We start from the raw sequence: 25,468 nt of genomic DNA on the forward strand, positions 1-25,468 counted from the left end.
CACACATTCTAGCTTCCTTAAAGCCTGTCTAATTTGACAGGCTTTTTTTTATACTTGAAGAATCAATGATTTTGCATCAATTTGTCATTGATGAGGCATTCGTTAATTTTAGTCAGTTTAAAATCAGAGCAAAATGGAAATATCCCTTAAGAACCAGCGGATTTTGGTCACAGGAGCCTCCAGAGGCATTGGAAGAGCCTTGGCTGCGCAGTTATCCACATCAGGAGCTGAAGTGTTGATCCACTATAACCGGAACAAAGGAGCCGCGCAGTCCTTACAGTCTTCTTTGCCCAACACTTCCCACTTGGTCCAATGCGATCTTTCTGACTTGGAGCAAGTAAAAGGCTGGTTGTTCAAACTGGTGGACAAATATGGAAAGATTGATGGGGTCATTAACAATGCCGGTATCGCCAAATCCATTTCTGATGAAGCTCCCACTAAGGAATGGACCGACAATTGGCTGGAGACCATGACGGTCAATGTGCATGCAATGGCCATCATCAGCAAAGAGTTTATCAACCATGCCCGCTTAAATAAAAACGGGCGCTTGATCAATATCAGTTCCCGGGCTGCTTTTAGGGGGGATACCCCAGATTACTTGGCTTATGCTGCCTCAAAATCGGCATTGGTGGGCTTTACCCGTTCTATTGCCCGCTATTATGGCAAAGAAGGAATCCGGGCATTTATCATTGCCCCTGGATTTGTGCGCACTGACATGGCCCAGGATTTTATGGACCAATATGGGGAAGAGTTTGCATTGAATGATATTGCTTTGGAGAAATTAACAGAGCCACAGAATCTGGCTCCAATGATTTGTCTACTTTGCTCGGGCTTGGCAGATCATGCCACAGGTAGCACCATAGATATCAATGCCGGTTCTTATGTGCACTAATTAAATGCTAAGTAGCAATTGATAGACAATACATTTTTACACATACAGCTCCAACTCAACGCTATAAACCATGATGAACAAAAAGGATTTCCGAAAACATGCCCACGAGTTGGTGGATTGGATGGCAGATTATATGGAACAAAAGGAGAGCTATCCGGTAACACCCCAAGTATCTCCTGGTGAAATTTATCAACAACTTCCGAATGATGCTCCGGAAGTACCTGACAGTTTTGAAACTATTTTTAAGGACTTTGAAGAGATCATCATGCCGGGCATGAGTCATTGGCAGCATCCAGCCTTTTTTGGGTATTTCCCAGCCAATAATTCGGAACCTTCCATTTTGGCTGAAATGCTGATGGCCACGCTTGGTGCTCAATGCATGTCCTGGTTGACCTCCCCTGCTGCTACGGAGTTGGAAGAAAAAGTCGTGGAGTGGTTGCGGGATGCAAAGGGTTTGGATTCTAACTGGAAAGGTGTAATTCAAGATACAGCTTCTACCGGGACACTTTGTGCCATTTTAGCTGCCAGGGAAAAGGCAAGCAGTTTTGCCATTAACCAAAGGGGCTTTAGTGGCAAGGAAAAATACAGGGTATACAGTTCATTGCATGTACATTCTTCTGTCGACAAAGCGATGCGCATTGCTGGTTTGGGGAAAGAGAACTTGGTCAAAATCAATGTGGATAAATCCTTTGCTATGGATCCAGAAGCACTTGAGTTGGCCATAAAAGCTGATTTACAGCAAGGCTATAAGCCCATTTGTGTGATTTCAGCTTTGGGAACGACCAGTTCCACGGCCATTGATCCTATTGATAAGATTGGGGATATTTGTATCCAATACAACATGTGGCACCATATTGACGCCGCCTATGCAGGCACTGCTCTGTTGTTGCCGGAATACCGTTGGATGAGCAAAGGACATGAGAAAGCAGACAGTTATGTCTTTAATCCGCACAAATGGATGTTTACCAATTTTGATTGTTCTGTCCTGTATGTGAAGGATGCCCAACATTTGGTCCATACCTTCTCTATGACGCCCGAATACCTTAAAACTTCCCATGATCAGGATGTGAATAACTACCGGGATTGGGGAATACAACTGGGTCGCAGGTTTCGCGCTTTGAAACTTTGGTTTGTACTTCGGAGTTATGGTTTGGAAGGCATAAGAAAGAAGCTTAGGGTGCATTTATCCTTGACCCAATCTGTGGTAAATCTGGTCGAAAATGAATCAAATTTGGAGTTGTTTTCTCCTATTCCGTTGAATACCATTTGTTTCCGTTTTGTGGATAAGTCGTTTGGCTTTGAGAAGCTCAATGAAATTAACCAGCGTTGGATGGAGTCAGTTAATGCTACAGGGAAAGCTTTTTTTACCCATACCAAGCTGGATGAAAAGTACTGTATCCGCTGGGTGATTGGTCAAACAGATGTGAACCAGTCTCACATTGACAAAACTTGGACATTATTGATGGAAATGCTAAAAAACATAATTAAACCATCCAATTAATCATGGCACGTAGGGATCCTATATTTACACCGGAATTGATCAAGGTCATTAAGATCTTTGGTTTTGCATCGGTGGGGATCGTGTTGGTGTTTTCTTTTTTCAATGAATACAGAGCGGATAATACAGGAGATGCAGAAGTGACGCATATTACTGATGCTAGCCGATTGTATTTTAAAAATGTCCGGCAAATCTACTATAAGATTGAAAGAAGAGATGATGCTAAAGTGGATATTTTTAGGTACTCGAGAAATTCGAATGACAAAAAACTGCTTTTTCTCAACCTTTCTATTATATTAAGCCGTATAAAAAATGAAGCCTATATCTTCGTAGAACCATCTGAAGCTTTAGAAAAGCTTGAGGAAATAGAAATTAGATGGAAAAATCAATCAAGCCAAAAGCAAGGAGAATTATACTTTAGGTTTGGGGATCGTTTTACACATTATGATTTTGTTTCTAAGTTGGCGCCATTAATTGAGGAGAACATTGATTTTGAGGTCAAATTTGATCAAGAATGGCAACCAATATTGGTAGCTGAAAAAGAGCGTTTTGCTTTTAAGGTGACTGCAGAGGATTATTTTAGGCTTGTAGAGTAAACCCAAAGTAATACCATTATGGACGTAAAAAAAATAGACAATCTCTGGAGATTTCTAGGGATTCGAAACAATGTACCGGTGAAACTGGAATTGGATCATCATGTGTCCTACTCTTTTATCAAGGGAAATATTCAGGTCAAGCACCAATTTAATCCAAAGCTATGGCAGGAATCTTCTTTGGTGATTCAAGAGAAGTCTTTCCAAGAAAAGTCTGTTTTGCAACATTACCACCACAAGAAGCAACGATTTGGTTTTCATACCGAAATGACTTCGACGCATGTGCAAATATTTTTTCCCAGAGAGTTACTACATTTCAAGACCAAATATGAAATGGACATTCAAAAGGATCGTCACGGCAATTACCAAATTATCCTCAGCCCTTTTGTGCCTAAAAATGTTTATGAGATTTTAGACAGTGTAAATTTCACTTGTAGGGAATTGTGGAAGAAGGATTTTTTCTCAGAAAGCATTCGAAACTGAGTGCTACTTGCTTAAAAACTGAATAAGTCTTATTACCAAAGAAACGAGAATGCTCAACAGGACCATGGTGGTTATGGGAAAGTAAAACCGGAAATTTTTCCTTTCTATCCGAACATCACCGGGTAACCTCCCGAGCCAACTGAGCTTATCACCCAGAAAATAAATCGCCAGCCCAATCAGTGTGATACTGATCCCAATACCTATTATCCATTTTGCAGTTTCAGCGTTCATAGGCGCTTATTGTGGACACTTCAGCAATGAAGTTATTAATATTTTCCAAAAATAGTAGTGTTCGCAAAAGCCAAGTATATTTGGGGATGCATTCAATCCTATTTAAAATGAAGTACTGTTTGACTATTTGCTTTGCATTATGCTTTTTATCGTTTTGGGTTTCTGCACAGGATAGTTATACGCTAGAGATTCAGGCATTTCAAGACCACTTGAATGATGAGTTTGCCAATCCTGATGAGTCGCCCCTAAAAAGTGAAGACCTGGAGCAATTTGAAGAGCTTGCGTTTTTTCCTATCAACCCTAAATTACAAATAAAGGCCACTTTTGTAAGGACTGAGAATCAAAAGCCTTTTAGAATGAAGACCACTACCACACGGAGGCCAATTTATGAAAAGTTTGGAGAGGCGCATTTTGAACTGGATGGCAAAAACTATGTACTCAATATTTACCAAAGTCACCAACTAAGGGAAAGGGAAGAATTCAAGACGCATTTGTTTTTGCCTTTTACGGATCTCACCAATGGAGATAGCTCATATGGTGGAGGAAGGTTCATTGACTTGGAAATTCCCTCAGATCAAGAAATAATTATTGATTTTAATAAAGCGTATAATCCTTACTGTGCCTACAATTCACGCTATTCATGTCCCATACCTCCAAAAGAAAATGATTTACCATTGGAGATTAAAGCAGGAGTAATGAAATTTCATGATTAGTGACAACTGAGTATTTTAGAAAGATTTCCACAATCGATCAAACTCCTTTTCAAATGTCCTGACCGTGTGGATATCTTCTAACAATACAATGTTCTCATAATTGTATTCAGCAGCTGATCTTGTCCAATTGTAGCTTCCTGTTAAGATCTTTTTGCGGTCAAAAATCGCAAACTTATGATGCATATGGACAGGACTATTGTCTTTTTGCACCAAAATTCCGGCTTGTTCCATTTGCTCGATGTCAGAGCCTAAATCAAAGGACTTGTCATCATCGGTAATGATCTTGATGGGAACTTTCCTATCATGGGCATGTAGTAGTTCTTCTGTGATGCGGTCATCACTAATAGTAAAGACACAAATGTGGATAAGTGAACTCGCATTCCTAATTTCTTGGCGGATTGCATCCCTACAAGCATTTCCCGGACTAAAAAAGGCAGCTGTGGCAGAAGGAGCTTGCGGTTCCTGCTTCAGTACTTTAATGGCCTCATAAAACCATTGGATCAGGTTTTGGCTTTTTATATCGTCGGTATTTTCCACTGCCATTTGTCTGATTTCGGATAGCAGAACTTGTCTTTCATGTGTGGACAAGTGACTTAAATCAGCCTTTAAAGCCTTTCTTTCCGAACGGGAAAGGACATGATCTTGCAGGCTGTCTTTGAAGTCTTGAATTATTTTTTCTAAGGAAAGCATTATCTGTTCAGTTGGTTAGATAAACCGAAGCAATTGAAGTTGAGTTTCTTAATTTTATCTAACATAAGAATTTACAATGAGAGAATTGACATTTTCAACTTGGATCAGCGAAGCTTTCACTGTGGATAAATAGGAATTTAATATTTTATGAGCTCTTAAAGCACATTTTCCTCAAAAAGCTTCACTAAGGTTTTATCCAAATCTTGGGAAAATCCGGTATGTGGTCTAGAGGTTTGTATTACAGAACTTCTGACTGCGGTGAGCCATCGAAACCGTGAAGCGAGATCCATTTCCGCAATTTTTCCTCCGTGGTCTTTTCCAAAGCAGATTTTGTCAAAAGAGGATAAGTTGAGCTTGATCATTTCAATATCTGCTGCTGCATCCAAGGCCAACAATTTGTTTTCGTTCAAATGGGTCTTGACTTTGAGGAAGCCACTTTTAGCGTCGCAAAGGATCACTCCCGCGTTGATAAACTCTTCTCTTTCCACCCGAGGTACCACCCGGATGATGGCATATTCAAATAAGTGCTGCTCTTGCATCTTGGGCTTCTTTGGTAAATTGATCAGCATAAGAAAATCTCAGCTGTAAATATTCTTGGTAAACATTTCGCAATGTCTCAGCATCGTCTCCATCGCCACTTGCCAACAGCCATTCTTTTGGAATCAGGGAGACAATTTCTTTTATTTTTTCAGGACTCAGTAACTTTTTAAAGCTTTCATTGGCTTCATCCAATTGACTGGCTTTGGGAAGCAGGACATGGTTTTGGATAATGGGAAAAGGCTTGGTGGCACTTTTTTCCCAATTGGTCCAGGCATGATGGAAAAGCAAGGAAGCCCCATGGTCAATCAGCCATAGTTCGCGGTTCCACATAAGCATATTGGTATTTCGGAAGGTGCGGTCCACATTGGTGATCAGCATGTCCAGCCAAACGATTTTGGAAGCAAGCAAGGGATCCACCTCCATGGCCAAAGCATCATAGTTGATGGCTCCTGAGAGAAAGTGCAGGGCGAGGTTCTTGCCTTGGCTGCTTTTGAGCAGGTCTTGGATTTCCTCATCTCCTTCCGATCGGCCAAAGGCCGGATCCAAAAAGGCAAATACCAGTTCTGGTACTTTGAAGCCCAAAAGTCTGGCAATTTCACCACCGATCATTTCTGCAATCAGGGCTTTTTCCCGCTGTCCTGCCCCACGAAATTTCAACACATATTTGAAACCATCGTCGGCATCCGTCAAAGCCGGCAAAGAGCCTCCCTCCCTGAGTGGAAGGATATATCGGGTCACATTTACAGTGCGTAAATCCATAGTTTTGATAAAAAGGTTAACTGGGCCTAAGCCTGATGATTCTAATCCGACCGACCAACTTTTCCCAGTTCAAATATTGAATAATATATTTTAAATTATTTCTTTTTAAAAATCTCTTTAGCCAATGACAGATCTGCCTTAGCTCATTCTAAATCCAATAATTCCTCTTTGGTCAATCATCGGGAGAGGAAATACTTATAAGTAAATACTGACACTATTTTTCTACTTTGAAACAGGTCAATTTACTTCTATATTAAGCCCATATTCATTACTTCTTTCAATAAATTTTTGAATGTTGTCTGGTCGCCATTGCGTGCAAGTGGAAATAACTTTATCATTTAGTCTTATGGTTTCTTCCGGATTGATATAGTACCTTTTGTGTCCAGAATTTAGAAAAATATCTTCCGCTTTTTCAAAAGTCTCAAAAACCCCAAAACTTCCTTGAATCCAGTCTGGAAAATCTCTTTTTAATTCAGCGTATGTAATGTAAGGATGTAGTTCAACATAATATTTCATAACCGCATTTACCAACCTTCCCTTATTGTAACTTTCTCCATTGAAATGAAATTTTGAGAAGTCTTTTGATGTGTAATTGAACTTAAAGAAAGTATCAGATATCACAAAAATTTCATTAGCTTCACTTCTAAACCGCCGAATAGTCATTCCTGCAATTGGAATCCCTTTGTATTCATAGCCGTTTGCTAGAAGTTCTTGTAATTGTGGACTTATGGAATCCCCGATTAATACTCCTACCCATTTTGGATACCCTTCTTCATCCCAATAATCTCCAAATGATAGAATCTGTTCTTTAACATTTAAATAGTCTTCCAGTTGGGAAAGACTGTGATTGTTGATCTCTTTAAGTTTTAACTCTACTATCCCTAGGTACTCTGCACCATATTTTGCCAAAATGTCGATTCTTCCATCAGCTGATTTTCTTCCACTTTTTAAGGCTATTTCTGCATCTAATACGTCAACTTCTGAGAAATTTCGATTATCCAATTTTAAAATTTCTTCGTTTTCTATAAGATAAGCCTCCATTGCCAACTCTTTTATGAAAGGATAGGCTTTCATGACTACATTATTGGCCGTTATTTGTCTAAAAAATTCCATTTTGCATTATTTCGTTTTAAAATTTCTCTAATCACGGGCTCATCTGCTTCAGCCCAGTCCAAGTCTAATAATTTGTCTTTAGACAGCCACTGGTAGGCCTGGTGCTCTGATAAATACAGTTCACCGGATTCAATGGTCGCCAAAAAAGGAATCAACTTAATGGTAAAGTCGGGATAATGATGGATTACTTCAGGCAACTTCTCTGCGATCTTTATATTCAAATGCAGTTCTTCCTTAATCTCCCGGATAAGGCAATTTTCCTCCGACTCATTTGCCTCTATCTTGCCACCTGGAAATTCCCATTTGCCCGGCATTTTCATCTTTTTGCCCCTTTGGACTGCCAGGACCAATCCATCCCGAATAATAATAGCACAGGTTACTGAAAGCATTGAAATTGGATTTGGTAACTAATATAGGGAATGAGCTTAAATTTGTTGATAAAATCCAATTGTATTGCTTACTTCTCTCCACTCAAACCTAAACCTGATGCTGCTGAAGCCTTCAAATAACTAAGCAATAATGCCGCTTACTTTAACAATCTCGTAAAAAGCCCTAATTTTGAGACATGAAAAATCGTGCAGTTATATTCGATATGGACGGAGTCATCTGTCATACCAACCCCTACCATAGCCAAGCTTTTGATCGGTTCTTTGAAAAGCGGGGCATGAACCCTAGCCAAGAGGAGTATGCGGCGCATATGTACGGAAAACCCAACAGTTATATCTTCAGCTACTTTTTGAATAAGGAAATTACAGCGGAAGAATTGGTAGAATTGGAAAATGAAAAGGAAGGTTTGTTTCGGGAAATATATGCCTCACAAGTAACACCCGTGCCGGGTTATTTGGAGTTCTTGTCAAGTTTAAAAGAACATGGTTTTAAGACGGGCGTGGGGACTTCTGCCCCTCGTGCCAATATGGATTTGATTATCGATACTTTGGGTATCAGAAACCAGATGGAATCCTTTATGGCCAGCGAAGATGTAAAAACCCATAAGCCCAAACCAGAAGTATACTTGAAATCTGCGGAAAACTTGTCCACAAACCCTGAAGATTGCGTGGTCTTTGAGGATTCTTTCTCAGGTGTAAGTGCCGGAATCAATGCAGGAATGCAGGTGGTAGGTGTCCTTACTTCCCATACCAAAGAAGAGTTGCCTCCTTGCCAATATTATATTGAAAATTATAACGAATTTTCAGTCCAAAAAGTACTTGAAATGCTTGTATAATTTCAAATACATAAAAAAGTAAAAAATATACATAATAATGTGGAAAAAGTTGTGAATAGCTTTCTTCCGCATTATTTTTTTAGTTGCCCATTGCGGTAATGACTAATTTTCGCGCGCCGCCATAATTTCTGAATTCCCCCAAATAAATGCCTTGCCAAGTTCCCAAGGCCAATTTTCCTCTTGAAATGGGAATATTTACGGTACAGCCAAAGAGGCTACTTTTGATATGGGCGGGCATATCATCAGGGCCTTCATAAGTGTGGATAAACCGTGGATAACTTTCAGAAATCATGTCATTGATAAAGGTTTCGAAGTCTTTTCGCACCGTAGGGTCGGCATTTTCATTGATGGTCAAGCCCGCAGAAGTATGTTGGATAAATACCTGTAAAGTACCCTGTTGGATTTCCTTAATTTCAGGTATGGCAGCCTCAACTTCATCAGTGATCAAATGAAAACCCCTACGATAAGGTTGAAGAGAAATATGTTTTTGAAAGAATTTCATAAGGTTAAATTAATGTAGTTTTATTTCGACTGTGAGTTAGATAGTAATATTTCCGAAGAGCCTTTATTTGGCGATTTTTTTTAACAAATTGGTCGTATGATGTATTATCAGAGTAACCTCTTAGGCCCTTGGAGCATACGGTTTTGAAAAATTGCAGAAGGTGTATAGAAAATGAGTTAGCTTGCGAAGTGGACAAGCAAGATCCACTCATTTTTAACCTGAAGTAATTTTTCAAAATAAAATTGATAAAATGAAATCCATTTAGATATGAAATTGATCAATTTGAAGTATGCTCCACAGGCCTAGATTTTTGGTTCTTTTCATCAATGGAAAAGAACAAGAAACTTAATTTTCACAAAGCAGGTCAAAATTGGAAATTATTTAGAATAAGTTTATCTAGATAAACTTACTTGGAAATTAACCTAAAACAACTGCTGATACATTTCTTCGAGCTTGGTGACGGGGATGACTTGGATGCCAAATGTGGATAAGTCAACTCCCTTTACCGCATACTTAGACACAATGATCTTTTTAAAACCCAATTTATCTGCCTCTGCTATTCGGTTTTCAATCCTGTTTACGGCCCTGATTTCTCCCCCAAGACCAACTTCTCCCGCAAAACATAGATCTGGTGAAATGGGACTATCCTCATAAGAGGAAATCAATGCCGCACAAACAGCTAAATCCAAACCAGGGTCATCCACACGCATGCCCCCCGCCACATTGAGAAATACATCCTGCTGGCCGAGCCGCATCCCTCCTCTTTTTTCCAGGACTGCCAAGAGCATATTGAGCCGTTTGGCATCATGTCCTGTACTACTGCGCTGTGGAGTACCATAAGTGGCGGGACTGATCAGGCTTTGGATTTCAATCACCAATGGTCGGTTTCCTTCCAGCATCGCACCAATGGCGACTCCATTCAAGACTTCCTCACGTTGGCTGAGCAGGATTTCAGAAGGATTGGCCACCCCACGAAGTCCATCTGCCCGCATTTCATAAATTCCCAGTTCATTGGTAGAACCAAATCGGTTTTTGGAGGTTCTTAAAATCCTGTAGGAAAGGTGTCGGTCACCCTCAAACTGTAACACAGTATCGACCATGTGCTCCAATATTTTGGGTCCTGCAATAGAGCCGTCTTTGGTGATATGACCGATTAAGAATACTGGAGTGCCCGTTTCTTTGGCGAATTTCATCAATTCAGCAGTGCATTCCCTGACCTGCGAAACACTCCCCGCAGCAGATTCTACGTGTTTACTATGCAAGGTCTGGATAGAGTCGATGACCAATACTTGCGGTTTGACAGCTTCTATCTGTTGGAAAATGTTTTGGGTATTGGTTTCCGATAGGACAAAGCAGTTTTCTGAATGAAACAGCATCCTTTCGGCACGCATTTTAATCTGACTTTCACTTTCTTCACCAGAGACATAGAGCACTTTGGTTTGGTTCAGCACCAAGGCAATCTGCAGCATCAAAGTGGATTTGCCAATGCCCGGTTCGCCACCAATCAAGGTCAGGGAGCCAGGAACGATGCCCCCGCCCAAAACCCGGTCCAGTTCAGGGTCCTTGGTCACTAACCTCGGATGTTCTTCATAGTTGATATCTTGAAGTTTTCTAGGTGAATTATTCCGCTTTGTTTTTTCAGACCCTTGTTTCCAGCTTCCTCGGCCCGTTTCTTCCTTGTGGATAACCTCTTCAACATAAGTGTTCCACTCTCCACAGGCCGGACATTTCCCCACCCACTTGGGACTCTGCGCTCCACAGTTTTGACAAAAAAAAGCAGTCTTTATTTTAGGCATTATTTTGTAGTTGAAAATTGGGCTAATCTATAAAAGGCTTCGAGTTCTTCGTCATGCTCAGGCACCAAAGGGAAAATATTTTTAAATTCTAGCATTCCTTGAGGCAGTCCAATTGCAAATAAAGTTTTCCATAAAATTTAGTGAGCTTCCAGCCAATCGCTGCCAGTTCCCACTTCCACTTGCATGGGCACATCTATGGTCAGTGCCTCGGTCATCAGCTTGGGAATTTCTTTTTTCAGTAGTGCTACCTCATCCTTATGGGCATCAAAAACCAATTCATCGTGTACCTGTAGGATCATCTTGGATTTCAACTGCTTTTCCTGCATCCATCGGTGTACTTGGATCATGGCCACTTTGATCATGTCCGCAGCACTTCCTTGGATGGGGGCATTGATGGCATTACGCTCAGAATAACCTCTCATCGTAGCATTTCGACTGTTGATATCTCTAAGGTACCTCCTTCTGCCTAAAAGGGTCTCCACGTATTCATTTTTACGGGCCTTTTCGATGCAGTCATTCATATATTCGCTGACGGCCGGGAATTCCTTAAAATAGGCATCGATAATTTCCTTGGCTTCGGTTCGCGAAATGTTCAGTCTTTGGGAAAGACCAAATGCCGAAATACCGTAGATGATCCCAAAGTTGGCTGTTTTGGCTTTTCGACGCATGTCGGAAGTCACTTCATCCAAAGGCACTTGGAAGATTTTGGCTGCGGTGGTGCTGTGGATATCCCTACCATTTTTAAAAGCTTCGATCATGGATTCATCCTTTGAAAAGGCCGCCATGATCCGCAACTCAATCTGACTGTAATCAGCGGCAAGGATCACATGATCCTCATCTCTCGGCACAAATGCCTTTCTGATTTCACGGCCTCGCTCCGTCCGGATCGGAATATTTTGCAAGTTGGGATTGACAGAAGAAAGCCTTCCTGTCGCAGCTACAACTTGATTATAGGTAGTGTGGATACGGCCAGTCTTTGGATTGATCAGAGTAGGCAAGGTATCTACATAGGTGTTTTTCAATTTGACCAATTCCCGATAATCCAAAATAGCCTGGGCAATTTCATGCTTGGGAGCCAATTTGGAAAGGACTTCCTCACCTGTGGCATACTGTCCTGTTTTGGTTTTTTTGGCTTTGGGATCCAGCTCCATTTTTACAAATAATACTTCGCCAAGTTGCTTGGGAGAAGCCAAGTTGAATTTTACTCCGGCAAGCTCATAAACCTTTTTTTCTATTTCAACGATTTCCTTCTCCAAGGATGTGGATAAGTCTGCCAAACTTTCCTTGTCCAACCGTACGCCTTCAAATTCCATAGCTGCCAAAACAGGGATCAATGGGGTTTCTACCTCATAAAAGAGCTTTTCTAATCCTCGGTCTTGAAGGTCAGGATTTAATTTTTGCGCGAGCTGTAAAGTGATGTCAGCGTCTTCGGAAGCATATTCTACTACTTTATCCACATCTACATCACGCATATTGCCTTGGTTTTTTCCTTTTTTACCGATCAGGCTTTCAATGGAAACAGGCTTATAATTGAGGTAATGCTCAGCTAGCCAGTCCATGCCATGCTTCCCTTCAGGTTCAATCAGGTAATGGGCCAACATGGTGTCATAAAAAGTACCTTTCACCTCGATGCCGTAGTTTTTAAGTACTAAGACATCGTATTTAATATTTTGACCGATTTTGGTGATTTTTTCATTCTCAAAAACTGGCTTTAAAGGTGCCAGAAGCTTTTTGGCTTCTTCTTGATCTTCAGGAATGGGAATGTAGAAAGCTTCTCCACTCAAATAGGCAAAGCTAATTCCAACCAATTCGGCCCTATTGGGATCCAAATCTGTGGTTTCAGTATCGAAAGACAGTTCATCTTGGATTTCCAAATATTCAACCAACTCTTGGATATCTTCCAGGCTGGCCACTTTATGGTAATCATGCGCTAGGGAAAAGACAGAGTCCAATTGGCTTGGTGCTGGAATTGGATTGACTTCTTCAATATCTTCCTCCTCTTCTTCTACCGCTGCATCCTGTGGGCCAGTAAACAGCCCCAGTTGCTCATTGACTTTAACGGTAGGCTTTTTGATATTTTCACCGAAGACCCTTTTGGTCAAAGTCCTGAATTCCAACTCAGCAAAGAGCGCTTTGAGTTTTTCTTCATCCGGACCATCATAGCTAAGGTCTTTTGGATTAAACTCGATAGGTACATCCTGTTTGATGGTGGCCAAGTCTTTGGAGAGCAGGCCTTGCTGCCCGAAGTTGACCACATTTTCTTTTTGCTTGCCTTTGAGTTCATCGGTATGTTCTAAAAGTCCTTCTATCGTGCCATAGGCTTTTAGGAGCTTTTTAGCGGTTTTTTCTCCAATGCCAGGAATTCCAGGGATGTTATCCACTGCGTCTCCCATCAGTCCAAGGATGTCACGTACTTGATCAGGGTCTTCGATTTCCCATTTTTCACAAACCTCCTTAGGCCCCATGATATCTACCGCATTGCCCATAAAGGCAGGTTTATAAAGGAAAATGTGCTCTTCCACCAATTGACCATAATCCTTGTCCGGGGTCATCATAAAGACCTCGAAGTCCTTGTATTCCGCTTTTTTGGCAATGGTACCAATGATGTCATCGGCTTCGTATCCATCCAGCTCTAGGATAGGAATATTAAAACCATTTACAATTTGCTTTACCCAAGGAATGCCAATGGTAATGTCTTCCGGCTGTTCCTGCCTGTTGGCTTTATAGGCTTCAAACTGTTCATGACGAAAAGTAGGTGCTGCTGTATCAAAGGCAACGGCTAGGTGACTCGGCTGTTGTTTTTCGATTACTTCCAGCAAGGTATTGGTAAAGCCCAACATGATGCCAGTGTTGAGGCCTTTTGAGTTGATTCGGGGATTTTTGCTAAATGCAAAGTGGGCCCGATAGATCAAGGCCATGGCATCTAAAAGAAACAGTTTTTTCTTGTCTGAACTGGACATGGGTTTAATATGCTTTAAATGTTTGTGTTAGCCATAAAGGTAAAATTCCCTTTTTGGGAGAAGGGCTAAATTACAAATTATAATGGAAAGGAAGGTCAGGATTTTTGATCTAAGTACGATTGATAAAATCGTTGGTTTGGGGAGCACTTAAGTCATTCATTAAGGATAAAAAGTACGGTTTTCTATAAAAAAATCACCAGTCAGGAAGACTTTGGATTAATATTTGATTAAAATGTTTCAAATGCGAAGGGAGTAATTTTGCAATACTTCCAATTTTCGTAACTTATCAAAGGAATTGTAACAATTTGTTTATCATTAAACCAATAATTAGTATGAAAAGAGTCGCGTACTTTTTAGCAGTGATGTTTTGTTTCACTGCTTTTGCACCGGGAGCCATGGCTGAGCCGGTAAAGAAGGACAAGGAAAAAACCGAATTGAGCGCTGAGGATGAGGCAAGGTTGGAAGAAATGAAGTCCAGGGTAGAAGAAATCAAATCCATGGATTTTTCGGAAATGAGCAAGGATGAGAGAAAGGAAGTGCGGGATGAGCTCAGAGGAATGAAAAAAGAAGCTAAAGCTATGGGGCAAGGCATTTATTTGTCTGTAGGGGCGATTATTATTATACTATTGATTTTGATCTTGGTAACCTGATCAGGTAATCATAAAATAGAAAAAGGGGATCCAATACCGATTGGATCCCCTTTTTTATGCCCTGAACTTTTTAATACCTTAAGACTTAAAAAGTATACGCAAAGCTGGCCACTATATTTCTTGGCTTTTGTGGATTGATAGTAGAGTACCCACTGTAATATTCTTTGTCTGTTACATTATTGACATTGATGGCAATTCTGAATTTAGGTGTACCATAATTCACCGCCGCATTCAAAATGGTGTAAGATGGAAGCATGAATTCGCCAGTAACTGGATTGTCCATAATGGCCAACTCACTATTATAGTTTCCGCCAAAGCTAAAGCCCAAACCTTTGGCAACTCCTTGGGTGAGGGTGTATGTGGCCCAAGCATTGAACAAGTTTTTGGGGCCAGCTTGGGTTGGTCTCCTTCCTTCCTGCAGCCAAAGGTTACTTTCGTCTCCTTCCAATACTTCACTGTCATTATAACTATAGCCTGCGATTAGGCTTAAGCCTTTTACCGGTTTAGCCTGAATATCAAATTCAATACCCCTGCTTTGCATTTTTCCACCTTGTAAGCTGTTATTGATGTTGTTTGGATCAGCAGTAACCAAGTTATCCACAACGATGTCATAATAGCTGATGGTGGCATTGAGTTTTTCAGTGAATAAATTGGTTTTTAATCCCGCTTCAAATTGATTGGCGTGCTCTGGTTCAAATGCTTTTACTGATGGGTTGTTTCCATCCGCATCTGCCACTTGCCTAGGGGCTACATTTTGAAAGCCATTCATATAATTGGCAAAGACGGAAATTTTGTCCTTGATCGGCTGGTAGATCAAACCAAACTTAGGAGAAAAGGCAGTCTGGTCGAAGTCATCTTCATCTGTAGTGATGTCACCTTTACTATTAAAGTAATCAAATCTCAAGCTGGCCATGGCAATCAATTGTGGGGTCAGGTTGATTACGTCTGAGGCATATACACTGAATTGCTCATTTTTGGTATTGGTGTTGTTTCTTCTGGAAGAAGCCAATACATTGTCCACAGAAGGTCTTGTGAGGTATCTTGGCGCAACAGTTTCTCCAGCGTAGTTAACATAGTTGACTTCACCTTGTGGAGTTACGTTGTGAATCCAAGCGTACCCGGTGCTGTTATCGATCAGGTTTCGGGTGTAGTAATCCAGTCCAAGGACCAAACGATTTCGGTAATTTCCTAGTTTGAAGTCCCCAATAAAGTTTTGTTGGATGTCAGAGGTATTGGTTTGGGCCAGTTGCTTACTGGTGTACAAGCTGAAGTCTCCATTGCCGTTTTGGTTGTCATACAGATAACTGTAATAACCGTCAGACTTGGAAATTCCTCTAGAAAGGACGGTTTGTGATGTCCATTCGTTGGAGAGCTTATAATTCATTTGACCCTGAAGGATAAACCTTGGGTTTTTCATGCTCAGGTCATTGCTGGTCAAGGAAAGCTTGTTATTATAGTTAAGCTCTTCTAAGTTGCTGAATTGCAAGGGTGCATTTCTTCCCAAAAACAACATGGTTTGGTTGGTTTTTTCCTCTTGCAAGAACTCTGTATTGACTAGGAAGGAAAGTCGGTCATTGGCTTGGTAAGAAAAAGATGGCGCCACAAAGATAGATTTCTTAAACCCAGCATCTTGAAAGCTGTTTTCAGTGTGGTAGGCTGTGTTGATCCGCATGTTCATACCTTCGCTGATTGAGGCATTGATGTCAGCAGTGACACGGTTCAATCCAAAACTTCCTGCCAAATAATTGATTTCTCCACCAAATCCCTCATATGGTTTCTTTGTGATGGTGTTGATCAATCCACCGTAGGAAATCAGGCTACTACCAAACAAAGTACCGGATGGGCCTTTGATTACTTCTATTCGCTCAATATTGGCAGGGTCCAAGCTGCCATTGGTCAGCCCTGGCAGACCATTCACCATGGTAGCTTGCGCTTCAAATCCTCTTAAAGAGTAATAGGAGGAACCATCGCCAGAACCTCTACCGGTAGACTCCCAAAGTTTATAGACTCCAGGGACATTTTTAAGGGCATCATCAAAACCCGTGATGGCCTGTTGTTTCAGCAATTCAGCAGAGACGGTATTATAAACCTGAGGGTTTTCCAAGTTGCGCAGTGGCATCTTAGAAACATAATCACTTGTACCGGCATTGATGTCCCGTCTTTCACTGATGACAATTTCATTTAATTGATTGGCATTTTCTTCCAGAGTGATGGTGGGTACGGTGGTGATTTCTCCCGATTTTACCATAATTTGGGTACTTTGGCTATTCATGCCAATAAAAGAAACCAAAAGCGTGTAGCTTCCTGGTTTGACTCCACCGAAAGTATACTCACCTGCTTTGTTGGTGACAGTACCGGATGAAGTACCTTTTAATAGGATGTTTACAAATTCGGCAGGATAACCATCAGAAGTTTTGACAGTTCCCTTGATGCTGCCATTTTGTGCAAAGGTAATGTTTACTACAGCTGTAATCAGCCATAGGGCAAGTAGTGTTCTTTTCATTGGAAGGGTGATTCCTTAATTAGATTTAATATAAATTAAGGCAAATTTACAGTTTGTAATGCCCTTTGCAAAGGATTTAATAATTTATTGAATTGAAATCGGAAAAATAACTACTTTAATTATTGATATAGTATCTTTAAATGCTTTAATCTTCCAATGTTTTTAAATAAGCCTTTACCTGCATGGCTTTCCATAGTATTACAATTAGTAGAATCAGCCAAAGCACTTCATTAAAACCTAAATGGAAGATGGTCCGCTTATTCCATCCCAAGATATCGGCATAATATATGGCAAACCAAATGGCAGAAACCAATTTTCCGCCCACTCCTATCATGATCAGGTAGAGCCAACTGATGGGATAAAAAGCACTGAGAAAGATCAAAAAGCCCATGATCAAACCAAAGCTACCATAAACGGTGGAACTTACAGACGCCGGAACTTCTGGCTGCATGGACAGCCAAAGCAGCAGGGGCTCACCCATCCACTTAAAAAATGCTCCCCAAGCAACGGTGATCATACCTGCCAACAAAAGTAAGCCCCTCATGGGCATCGAAAAGCGGGGAAATTCTTGATTTTTTTCCATGATTATTTTTTCTAACTTCCAAAGGGATTGCCCCTTTACCCTACAAAACTAATCCATGAAAAATAAAAATACGCCATTTTGGGCATTAATACTCCTTGGCTTTGCATTGATCACTTCTGGTTTTGTTTTAGGAAGGCATACCAAAGAGATTAGCGCCGAAACCATTGCTTGGGCGGAGCAGATCATCGGTTTGAGCTTTTCTCCTGCGGAACGTGATAGCATGAAATCACTCCTTCAGGATCAAAAAGTGAATTATGCTTCTATGAGAAAGCAGCCCTTGGTTAATGCCACTGGCCCTTCCCTATATTTCAATCCGCTTCCGCATGGTTTCTATCCCAATCAAAACCAAGAACCCATCAATTGGGGTTTACCGGGAATAATTGATTTACCAGAGGAAGACAAGGACATTGCCTTTATGGCGGTGGCCGAGTTATCCACATTGATCCGGAACCAAAAAATCAGCTCTGAGAAACTCACCAAAATCTATTTGGAACGAATAAAGGCACATACTGATACTTTGGAATGTCTGATTAGTCTTTTAGAGGAAGCGGCTTTAAGCAAAGCCAGACAGATGGATGAAGAAATCAAGCAGGGAAAATATCGGGGCCCTTTACATGGCATTCCATATGGCATAAAGGATTTGTTTGCAGTGAAGTCAACCAAGACAACTTGGGGTGCCATGCCTTATAAGGACCAGGAAATTGATGAGACTGCTACTGTGGTGAATAAATTGGATGAGGCTGGGGCTGTTTTGGTGGCGAAGTTTACCTTGGGCGCATTGGCCATGGGAGATGTTTGGTATGGAGGAAAAACGAGAAATCCATGGAATTTGGAGCAAGGTTCATCAGGTTCCTCGGCGGGATCCGCTGCTGCTGTCAGTGCAGGTTTGGTTCCCTTTGCTTTAGGAACAGAGACTTATGGTAGCATCGTTTCTCCATCTACCAGAAATGGAGTGACAGGGCTGCGTCCCACCTTCGGGAGGGTGAGCAGGTACGGAGCGATGGCTTTGAGTTGGTCAATGGACAAGATAGGTCCCATTTCCCGTTCCGCCTTGGACAACGGTATTGTGCTTTCTGTCATCCATGGTGTGGATGAGAAAGACAAAAGTACCATCCCGGCAGCTTTTAATTATAATGTGGATAAGTCAGCAAAAGATCTTAAAATCGGTTATTTTGGTGAGTTTTTTAAAACCAAGAAGCCCAATCGCGACAATGAAAATGAAGTATTGGATGTACTTCGTGCCCAAGGATTTCAGTTGAAGTCCATTGCATTGGAGACACAGCTAGACGTGAACAGTATGATTCTGATGCTGATGGCTGAAGGTGCTGCTGCTTTTGATTCTTTGACACGATCGGGCGATGATGACTTGCTGGTGTCCCAACATAAAAATGCTTGGCCAAACCTTTTTAGAGCAGCCAGGTTTATTCCGGCGGTAGAATACATTCAAGCAAGTAGGTTCAGGGCACAGCTGATTGAGGAAATGCATGCTTTATTTAAGGACTATGATGTGATCATCACCCCGTCCTTTGGTGGAAATCAGCTGCTCATCACCAACCTGACAGGGCATCCAGCGCTTTGCATGCCCAATGGCTTCAATGATCAGGGAAGTCCTACTTCCATTACTTTCTTGGCCAATCTGTACGAAGAAGAAAAACTGATCATGTTGGGGAGATTGTATCAGGAAGGGACTTCTTGGGATGAAAAGAGGCCTCCGTTATTTGATAAATAAGGCTGGATAAGGAAGCTCAGGGTTTGATTAAGTTGAGGAATTCCGCTTTGTAGGTTTGACCGATTGGAACAGTATTTTCTTTGATATGGATCATGTTCCCTTCGATATGGTCCAATTTATGGAGTGCCACGGCAAATGATTTATGTACTCTAATGAACTCACTGGGGGGAAGTTGCTGCAAAATACCGTGAAAAGTATCATGTACAATGATGGACTTATCCACAGTGAAGACCTTTACATAATCTCCCAAAGCTTCCAAATAATAGATCTCATCCATTCCCACTCTGAAAAGTTTTTTATCGGATTTTAAGATAATGTAAGCACTTTCTTGGCTGAGCGGCTTTTCAGCATTGAATTTATGGATGGCCTTTTGGACAGCTTTGAGAAAGCGCTCAAATGGAAAGGGTTTCAAGAGATAATCCACGGCATCCAACTCAAAACCCTCAATGGCGTATTGTGGATAAGCCGTTGTGAAGATCACATAGGGCGGGTTGGAAAGCGATTTATAAAAAGAGAGTCCCGACAGCTTGGGCATGTTGATATCCAAAAAGATCAAGTGGATACTTTGCTCATGAATGACCTCCATGGCTTCCAAGGCATGCTTGCAAGTAGCCACTAGGTTTAAAGAAGGACAGTCTGCAATGTACTTTTCCAGCAGGTCCCGACTGGCTGGTTCGTCTTCAACGATGATGCAGTTAATTTTCATGTTTGATCTTAAGGCTTACTTTAAAGATAGACTCATTTTGGGAGATTTCGAAAAGATGCTGTTCTGGATAGAGCAAGGCCAGCCGGTTGCGGATATTGACCAAGCCAACTCCATGCTCTCCCTCCTGTTTTTCACTTTCCTCAGCCAGGTTATTTTCAATTTCAAAGCTCAAATCATTATTGTCAACCTGGACTTCGATATGGATAAATGTATGTGCAAGGTCACCCTTTATGCCATGTTTAAAGCTGTTTTCGACCAGTGGCATCAGTAACATGGGGGGAATGTGGATATCTTTTTCGATTTGGCTTTTAAAAGTAACCTTGGCGCTTTCTTCCATACGATGGCTTTGGAGGCTGATATAGTTTTTGATTTGCTCCAATTCTGTGGATAAAAGCACTTTCTCCTTGTTAGAATTATAGATTACATAGCGGAGCAGGTCAGATAGTTTGATGATTACCTCAGGGGTTTCATCCGACTTTTTTAAAGCCAAAGTATAAAGCACATTGAGCGTATTGAAAAGGAAATGAGGGTTTACCTGTGCCCTCAAGGCTTTAAGTTCTATGTCCACTTTTTCTTTCTCAATTTCTGCTAGTTTTTGCTTGGATTCTACCAACTGAAACCACTCCTTGGACAGTTTTAACAATGATGATGCTACCAAAAAAGCAGCAAAAAACTTGGTCAGATCCCATAAGGTATAATAGGATATGAAATAGTAGCCAGGCAGCAAGTAGTCAATCAAATAGCTGAAAAGAATTGAATTGAAGGCTACTCCAATGGCTAAGGTGACAAGCAAAGCGATTAAATAGTAGAAATACTTTTTAGGACGTAATAGTCGGGGAATCCAACCGCTGAGATTTATGTAGACAGGAATAGCTAAGGTCACCATAAAGATGAATGTGTAGATCCTATCAACAGGAAATATCTGGCTGTTATTCGCAAAGATATTGACCAGAACAAAATAAGTTAGCACCCAAAAGAGCAGGTGGTTAATCAAGCTATTTTGAGATGCTAGAGTTAATTTCTTAATAACTGATTGATTCACTATCCTTTACGTTTAAGAATGGATTTGTCTTCATATAATTCACTTTCGTTCCCATATTTCAGTACAAATTTTTGTAATTCCTTTGGAGAGGCGGTCAGTATTATTTCTCCTGATACGTTCTCGTTGGAGATTTTCACTCGGTTTTGTTTGATCATTTTTTTAATAAAGTCTCCATCAAAAAGTTGAATGATAAGTTGATTTTCTTCGAAACTTACTTTAGCAAAGGTATGAACTGGGTATAAATGCATTAGTCCAAAGAAATTTTTAAATTCCAAGTCTGCGTATTCATGCGGATGGAAATCTAAATAGGTCGAATTACCAACCTTTACCAAGAACAGGTTAAAAATTACAGTTTCCCCATCTTCGGTATGTTCTAGGCGGTATAATTTATCTGCATTATCGGGTAAAGAGCCTTTGGATTGATTAGGGTCAAATTTGCTTATTTTTAAACTAGCGTTATTATCGCTTTCTTTAATCCCCTCCCAAACTCCTTCTAATCTCTTATCTACTATTAATTCATTTTTTGTGTATAAAGGATGGAGGCTAGGAACAACACAACTACTGACCAAAGCCAATATAATCAAGGAGAGCAGAGAAATTCTTTTTAGCGTTTTCATGATCATTGAAGTTAAGATGAATAATGTTTTGAAGGTAAGTGGAAGGAAAAAATCCAGAAAATTATTTCGATGAACAGGGTCGCATAGCCGTCAAACAAGATTAAACCTGCAAGACCACAAGGAATTATTTACGCTTGAAGCCCTTAATGAATGGTGTTGCTTACTTAAATTTTAGTAAATTAATCCACTACTTCAATAACCTTAAATCAAAAATAATCATGGAAAACTCAGTTAAAATCCCACTTTGGTTCTGGATCGTCTCCACAGTGATGTTGCTTTGGAACTTGATGGGAGTAGGATCATTTTTTATGCATGTGGGCATGTCTGAAGAGGCTTTGGCTGCATTGTCAGAAGCGGAGCAGGAACTTTACGCTTCCTATCCGATGTGGACTACTGTTGCTTTTGCCGCCGCAGTGTTTGGTGGGGCATTGGGTTGTATTGGATTGTTGCTTAGAAAGAAGTGGGCCAAGATGGTACTGATTATTTCGCTGATAGGTGTCATCATTCAAATGTTCCATAGCTTGGTCATTGCCAAAGCTACTGATGTGTATGGTCCTGGTGCAGTAGTGATGCCGATCATGGTCATTGTCATAGCCATCTTCTTGGTTTGGCTGGCCAACTACAGCATCAAGAAACACTGGCTTACTTGATCCACCAACCGAATTCTATTTTCAACGTTATAAAAAACTATGGAATTAAGCATCGCAAAGAAGTTTTTATTGTTAGCTCAGCACCCTGAAAAAGCCAGGATGCTGATTTCGGGTGTACACATTCAATATGGTCTGGCTGGAGCCTTACTGCTTCAAATGTCATTGGAAGATAAAATAGAGGTTTCCGGTGAGGATATTTTGACGGTGAAAAGGGGAGCAAGTTTTAATGATCCATTGTTGGAGGAGGTAGCCCAAATGATCCAAAAAAGTAAAAAGCCAAGAAAAATGAGGTATTGGATCCAAAAGGTGGGCCCAAAGGCATTAAAGTGGAGGCATCAATTCTATGACCAAATGGCCCAAGAAAGGCTTATCAGAGTGGAAAAGAAAAAGTTTTTGGGCTTGATTCCCTATACCCTTACTTATTTGGTAAACAGCCAAATCAGGAATAAAATGATCCAAGAACTTAAAAGCGATGTTTTTAGGAAAAAGGATATCATTCCTGAAAATATGGCTGTCCTTGGTCTGATTGAAGCTTGCAAGATGCACAATGTACTGAGCAAGGAAAAGAGCCAACTGAAAAGCATCAAAAAGGATCTTAAGCAATTGGTGAAGGAGAGCCCGATCTCCGCTACTGTCGATCAAACGATCAGGCAGGTTCAGGCTGCTATCATCAGCACCATTGTGGCCACCACCGTTGCAACGAATGTGGCCACATCATCTGGTTAGTGAAGTATTGGACCAATCAAGTAACAAGATAAAGGGCTTCTCATTTGAGATGCCCTTCACTTATTTAACTGAAAGAATCTTCCTAAATAAATGAATAGAAGAAGTTTTTTGATCAGCAGTGGCCTATTGGCAGGTGGACTAGCTTCGGGTGTTTATGCTTGGCAAGTAGAGCCTTTTTGGTTGGAATTTGTCCAGAGAAAAATGCCTATTAAGCATCTTCCCTCTGGATTGGAGGGAAAGACTTTGATGCAGATTAGTGATGTGCATGTGGGTAACAATTTTGATTATCAGTACATTATTGAAGCCTTTAAAGAGGCCAAAACCTATCAGCCTGATATTGTGGTTTACACCGGTGATTATGTCAGCTATGAAAATGAGGAACAGCTTTCCCAGATGAAAGAAGTTTTCCAATATGCGGTCAAAGGTAAACTAGGAACTATTGGCATACTTGGCAATCATGATTATGGGCATAAATGGGCCCAAGAGGAAGTTGCTCAGCAAATCATTGGTATTCTGAAAGAACATGATATTCCGATTCTTAGAAATGAGGCAAAGAAACTGGCAGGCTTGAATATAATAGGTATTGACGATTACTGGGCGATCAATTTCAAGCCAGAAGAACTCCATTCAGAATTTGCCAAAGAAGACGCTAGCATTGTGCTTTGTCATAATCCTGATGTATGTGATTTGGATGTATGGAATGGCTATCAAGGTTGGATTCTCTCTGGCCATACCCATGGAGGTCAGTGCAAGCCTCCTTTTTTGCCCCCTCCTATTTTACCTGTCAAAAACAAGCGCTATAATGCTGGGGAAATAGATTTGGAGGACGGAAGGAAGCTGTATATCAATCGGGCTTTAGGCCATTACTTTCAAGTCAGGTTCAATGTAAGACCTGAAATTACTTTGTTTCAGTTGGAAGCCGTGAGCTAAACAATTTTATGTTGAATAGGTATATTAACTGTTCAATTTCAATTTTATGAAAATCCTATTAGTATCCATTGGTACCCGAGGTGATATGGAGCCGTTTTTAGCTATTGGGCAGATGCTTAAGCAAAAGGGGCATGAAGTGGTGGCTGTTTTTCCCGGTCAATTTGAAGGCCTTGCTTTGGACGCTGGTTTGGAATTCCGATCCTTGGGAAATGAATTTTTGGATTTGCTGGAAAGCAAAGAGGGGAAGTTGGCTTTAGGTGGTGGAGGGTCATTATGGAAAAAAATCCCTGCCTTTTTCCGTTTGACCTTGAAGTACACCCGCATCAACAAGCAATTGATCATGCGGCAATATGAAACGGTTAAGGCCGAAGGACCTGACAGGATTCTTAGGCATGCAAAGGCGGTATATCCTGTACTTTGGGAATTGGAAAATCCAGAGAAAACGGTGTTGATAAGTCCAGTGCCCTATATTGTGCACACCGTAAAAGATCGGGCGCATATCGCATTTTCGGGAAGCTACGGGAAAGTTATCAACAAACTAACGTATTGGATTGCATTGGCCGGTTTGATTCAAACGATCAAGAAGAGCGCTAAGTGGATCCATAAGCGATACAGTACCCAAGCAGTAAGATCAGCTGTCCTATCTACCAAAACCGTTTACACCATTTCGCCACAACTTTTCTCCAGACCTGATTATTGGTCAGCTTATGTGAAAGTACTGGGGTACCAAGAGCGAAAGGGCAATGTCAATGGGAATATAGATAAGGGCTTGGAAGCTTTTATAGCAAAACATGAAAAGTTACTTTTTGTAACTTTTGGTAGCATGACCAACCCAGATTCTGAGGGGAAAACCAAGGTGCTGTTGGAAGTTATCCACCATTTGAAAATCCCAACAGTTATCAACACAGCTGCTGGAGGATTACTAAAGCCTGAGCAATATGATCCGAATTTGGTTTGCTTTATCACGCAAGTGCCTTATGATTATATCCTTCCAAAAATGTACGCCATGGTCCATCACGGTGGTTCCGGGACGACCCACTTGTCCTTGAAGCATGGGTGTGCCTCCATGATCGTTCCACATATTATCGACCAATACATGTGGAATGAGGTTTTGAATAATGTGGGAGTTGGTCCAAAAGGGATGGAGATAGGTAAGTTTAAGACCAAGTATTTGTTGCCCAAACTGAAGGACTTGTGGGAAAATGAAGCCTATAAAGCCAAAGCAAAGGAAATTGCCATTAAAATGGAGCAGGAAAACTTCGGGGAAGAAATATGTCGTTTTATTTTAAGTGATTAAATACTGGCAAACAAAAAGCAATTTTTTTGGTGATAAATAATTG

26 protein-coding genes are annotated in these 25,468 nt (G+C 40.9%); 12 read left to right on the forward strand and 14 right to left on the reverse strand.

Going from position 1 to position 25,468, the window contains the following annotated elements:
- Positions 1-133 precede the first annotated feature (133 nt).
- The 4 genes from JL001_RS06015 to JL001_RS06030 all read left to right on the forward strand — a co-directional run bounded on the left by JL001_RS06015 (position 134) and on the right by JL001_RS06030 (position 3,466).
- Positions 134-892: an SDR family NAD(P)-dependent oxidoreductase gene (locus JL001_RS06015; protein ID WP_200975237.1), complete on the forward strand. Its 759-nt coding sequence runs from the start codon at positions 134-136 to the stop codon at positions 890-892.
- A gap of 70 nt (positions 893-962) precedes the next feature.
- Entirely contained in the window at positions 963-2,393 is a 1,431-nt protein-coding gene (locus JL001_RS06020) for an aspartate aminotransferase family protein (protein WP_370567353.1), read from the forward strand.
- 2 nt (positions 2,394-2,395) lie between these two features.
- Positions 2,396-2,986: a hypothetical protein gene (locus JL001_RS06025; protein ID WP_200975238.1), complete on the forward strand. Its 591-nt coding sequence runs from the start codon at positions 2,396-2,398 to the stop codon at positions 2,984-2,986.
- Positions 2,987-3,004: 18 nt separating this feature from the next.
- Positions 3,005-3,466, forward strand: coding sequence for a hypothetical protein (locus tag JL001_RS06030; RefSeq protein WP_200975239.1), 462 nt, complete (start codon positions 3,005-3,007; stop codon positions 3,464-3,466).
- Positions 3,467-3,469: 3 nt separating this feature from the next.
- Here JL001_RS06030 and JL001_RS06035 read toward each other — a convergent pair whose 3' ends face one another.
- Entirely contained in the window at positions 3,470-3,697 is a 228-nt protein-coding gene (locus JL001_RS06035) for a DUF2905 domain-containing protein (RefSeq protein ID WP_200975240.1), read from the reverse strand.
- 107 nt (positions 3,698-3,804) lie between these two features.
- On the opposite strand from JL001_RS06035, the gene JL001_RS06040 reads away from it, so the two are divergent.
- Positions 3,805-4,410, forward strand: coding sequence for a DUF1684 domain-containing protein (locus JL001_RS06040; protein ID WP_200975241.1), 606 nt, complete (start codon positions 3,805-3,807; stop codon positions 4,408-4,410).
- 15 nt (positions 4,411-4,425) lie between these two features.
- Here the strand turns inward: JL001_RS06040 and JL001_RS06045 are convergent, their stop codons facing one another.
- From JL001_RS06045 to JL001_RS06065, 5 genes are all read right to left on the reverse strand, one after another.
- A complete protein-coding gene (locus JL001_RS06045; RefSeq protein WP_200975242.1) occupies positions 4,426-5,100 on the reverse strand; it encodes a phospholipase D-like domain-containing protein in 675 nt (224 codons plus the stop codon).
- A gap of 155 nt (positions 5,101-5,255) precedes the next feature.
- Positions 5,256-5,639: a DUF3037 domain-containing protein gene (locus JL001_RS06050; RefSeq protein ID WP_200975243.1), complete on the reverse strand. Its 384-nt coding sequence runs from the start codon at positions 5,637-5,639 to the stop codon at positions 5,256-5,258.
- Positions 5,617-6,399, reverse strand: a complete 783-nt coding sequence (locus tag JL001_RS06055) for a HipA family kinase (protein WP_200975244.1) — start codon at positions 6,397-6,399, stop codon at positions 5,617-5,619. Before JL001_RS06055 ends, JL001_RS06050 begins: the two co-directional genes overlap by 23 nt.
- 237 nt (positions 6,400-6,636) lie before the next feature.
- A complete protein-coding gene (locus JL001_RS06060; RefSeq protein ID WP_200975245.1) occupies positions 6,637-7,473 on the reverse strand; it encodes a hypothetical protein in 837 nt (278 codons plus the stop codon).
- A 17-nt stretch (positions 7,474-7,490) separates the two neighbouring features.
- Positions 7,491-7,901, reverse strand: coding sequence for a (deoxy)nucleoside triphosphate pyrophosphohydrolase (locus JL001_RS06065; RefSeq protein ID WP_200975246.1), 411 nt, complete (start codon positions 7,899-7,901; stop codon positions 7,491-7,493).
- Between the two features lie 176 nt (positions 7,902-8,077).
- Here JL001_RS06065 and JL001_RS06070 point away from each other — a divergent pair, with 176 nt between their 5' ends.
- Positions 8,078-8,734: an HAD family phosphatase gene (locus JL001_RS06070; protein WP_200975247.1), complete on the forward strand. Its 657-nt coding sequence runs from the start codon at positions 8,078-8,080 to the stop codon at positions 8,732-8,734.
- A 79-nt stretch (positions 8,735-8,813) separates the two neighbouring features.
- Here the strand turns inward: JL001_RS06070 and JL001_RS06075 are convergent, their stop codons facing one another.
- From JL001_RS06075 to polA, 3 genes are all read right to left on the reverse strand, one after another.
- Positions 8,814-9,236: a secondary thiamine-phosphate synthase enzyme YjbQ gene (locus JL001_RS06075; protein WP_200975248.1), complete on the reverse strand. Its 423-nt coding sequence runs from the start codon at positions 9,234-9,236 to the stop codon at positions 8,814-8,816.
- A 422-nt stretch (positions 9,237-9,658) separates the two neighbouring features.
- Complete coding sequence (gene radA, locus JL001_RS06080) at positions 9,659-11,032, reverse strand: DNA repair protein RadA (protein ID WP_200975249.1); 1,374 nt, start codon at positions 11,030-11,032, stop codon at positions 9,659-9,661.
- 137 nt (positions 11,033-11,169) lie between these two features.
- Positions 11,170-13,992, reverse strand: coding sequence for a DNA polymerase I (gene polA / locus JL001_RS06085; protein ID WP_200975250.1), 2,823 nt, complete (start codon positions 13,990-13,992; stop codon positions 11,170-11,172).
- Between the two features lie 332 nt (positions 13,993-14,324).
- On the opposite strand from polA, the gene JL001_RS06090 reads away from it, so the two are divergent.
- Positions 14,325-14,642, forward strand: coding sequence for a hypothetical protein (locus tag JL001_RS06090; RefSeq protein ID WP_192009772.1), 318 nt, complete (start codon positions 14,325-14,327; stop codon positions 14,640-14,642).
- A gap of 85 nt (positions 14,643-14,727) precedes the next feature.
- On the opposite strand, the gene JL001_RS06095 is transcribed toward JL001_RS06090, so the two are convergent.
- Complete coding sequence (locus tag JL001_RS06095; protein WP_200975251.1) at positions 14,728-17,145, reverse strand: TonB-dependent receptor; 2,418 nt, start codon at positions 17,143-17,145, stop codon at positions 14,728-14,730.
- 145 nt (positions 17,146-17,290) lie between these two features.
- On the reverse strand, positions 17,291-17,728 hold the full coding sequence (locus tag JL001_RS06100) for a hypothetical protein (RefSeq protein WP_200975252.1): 438 nt from the start codon (positions 17,726-17,728) through the stop codon (positions 17,291-17,293).
- 55 nt (positions 17,729-17,783) lie between these two features.
- On the opposite strand from JL001_RS06100, the gene JL001_RS06105 reads away from it, so the two are divergent.
- On the forward strand, positions 17,784-19,457 hold the full coding sequence (locus JL001_RS06105; protein WP_200975253.1) for an amidase: 1,674 nt from the start codon (positions 17,784-17,786) through the stop codon (positions 19,455-19,457).
- A 16-nt stretch (positions 19,458-19,473) separates the two neighbouring features.
- Here JL001_RS06105 and JL001_RS06110 read toward each other — a convergent pair whose 3' ends face one another.
- The 3 genes from JL001_RS06110 to JL001_RS06120 are packed head-to-tail and all read right to left on the reverse strand — an operon-like array spanning position 19,474 to position 21,822.
- Positions 19,474-20,163, reverse strand: coding sequence for a LytTR family DNA-binding domain-containing protein (locus tag JL001_RS06110; RefSeq protein WP_200975254.1), 690 nt, complete (start codon positions 20,161-20,163; stop codon positions 19,474-19,476).
- Positions 20,153-21,205, reverse strand: coding sequence for a sensor histidine kinase (locus JL001_RS06115; protein WP_200975255.1), 1,053 nt, complete (start codon positions 21,203-21,205; stop codon positions 20,153-20,155). The genes JL001_RS06110 and JL001_RS06115 overlap by 11 nt, the downstream gene beginning before the upstream one ends.
- A complete protein-coding gene (locus tag JL001_RS06120) occupies positions 21,205-21,822 on the reverse strand; it encodes a hypothetical protein (RefSeq protein ID WP_200975256.1) in 618 nt (205 codons plus the stop codon). Before JL001_RS06120 ends, JL001_RS06115 begins: the two co-directional genes overlap by 1 nt.
- Before the next feature lie 218 nt (positions 21,823-22,040).
- Between JL001_RS06120 and JL001_RS06125 the strand changes: the two genes are divergently transcribed.
- The 4 genes from JL001_RS06125 to JL001_RS06140 all read left to right on the forward strand — a co-directional run bounded on the left by JL001_RS06125 (position 22,041) and on the right by JL001_RS06140 (position 25,425).
- The gene (locus JL001_RS06125; protein ID WP_200975257.1) at positions 22,041-22,472 is read left to right on the forward strand and encodes a hypothetical protein; all 432 of its coding nucleotides are present in this window, start codon (positions 22,041-22,043) and stop codon (positions 22,470-22,472) included.
- Between the two features lie 39 nt (positions 22,473-22,511).
- Complete coding sequence (locus JL001_RS06130; RefSeq protein WP_200975258.1) at positions 22,512-23,198, forward strand: GPP34 family phosphoprotein; 687 nt, start codon at positions 22,512-22,514, stop codon at positions 23,196-23,198.
- A gap of 90 nt (positions 23,199-23,288) precedes the next feature.
- A complete protein-coding gene (locus JL001_RS06135; protein WP_200975259.1) occupies positions 23,289-24,128 on the forward strand; it encodes a metallophosphoesterase in 840 nt (279 codons plus the stop codon).
- 46 nt (positions 24,129-24,174) lie between these two features.
- The gene (locus JL001_RS06140; RefSeq protein WP_200975260.1) at positions 24,175-25,425 is read left to right on the forward strand and encodes a glycosyltransferase; all 1,251 of its coding nucleotides are present in this window, start codon (positions 24,175-24,177) and stop codon (positions 25,423-25,425) included.
- The last annotated feature ends 43 nt before the right edge of the window (positions 25,426-25,468 follow it).

Origin of the sequence: Echinicola sp. 20G (assembly GCF_015533855.1) — a bacterium.
Classification (GTDB): domain Bacteria; phylum Bacteroidota; class Bacteroidia; order Cytophagales; family Cyclobacteriaceae; genus Echinicola.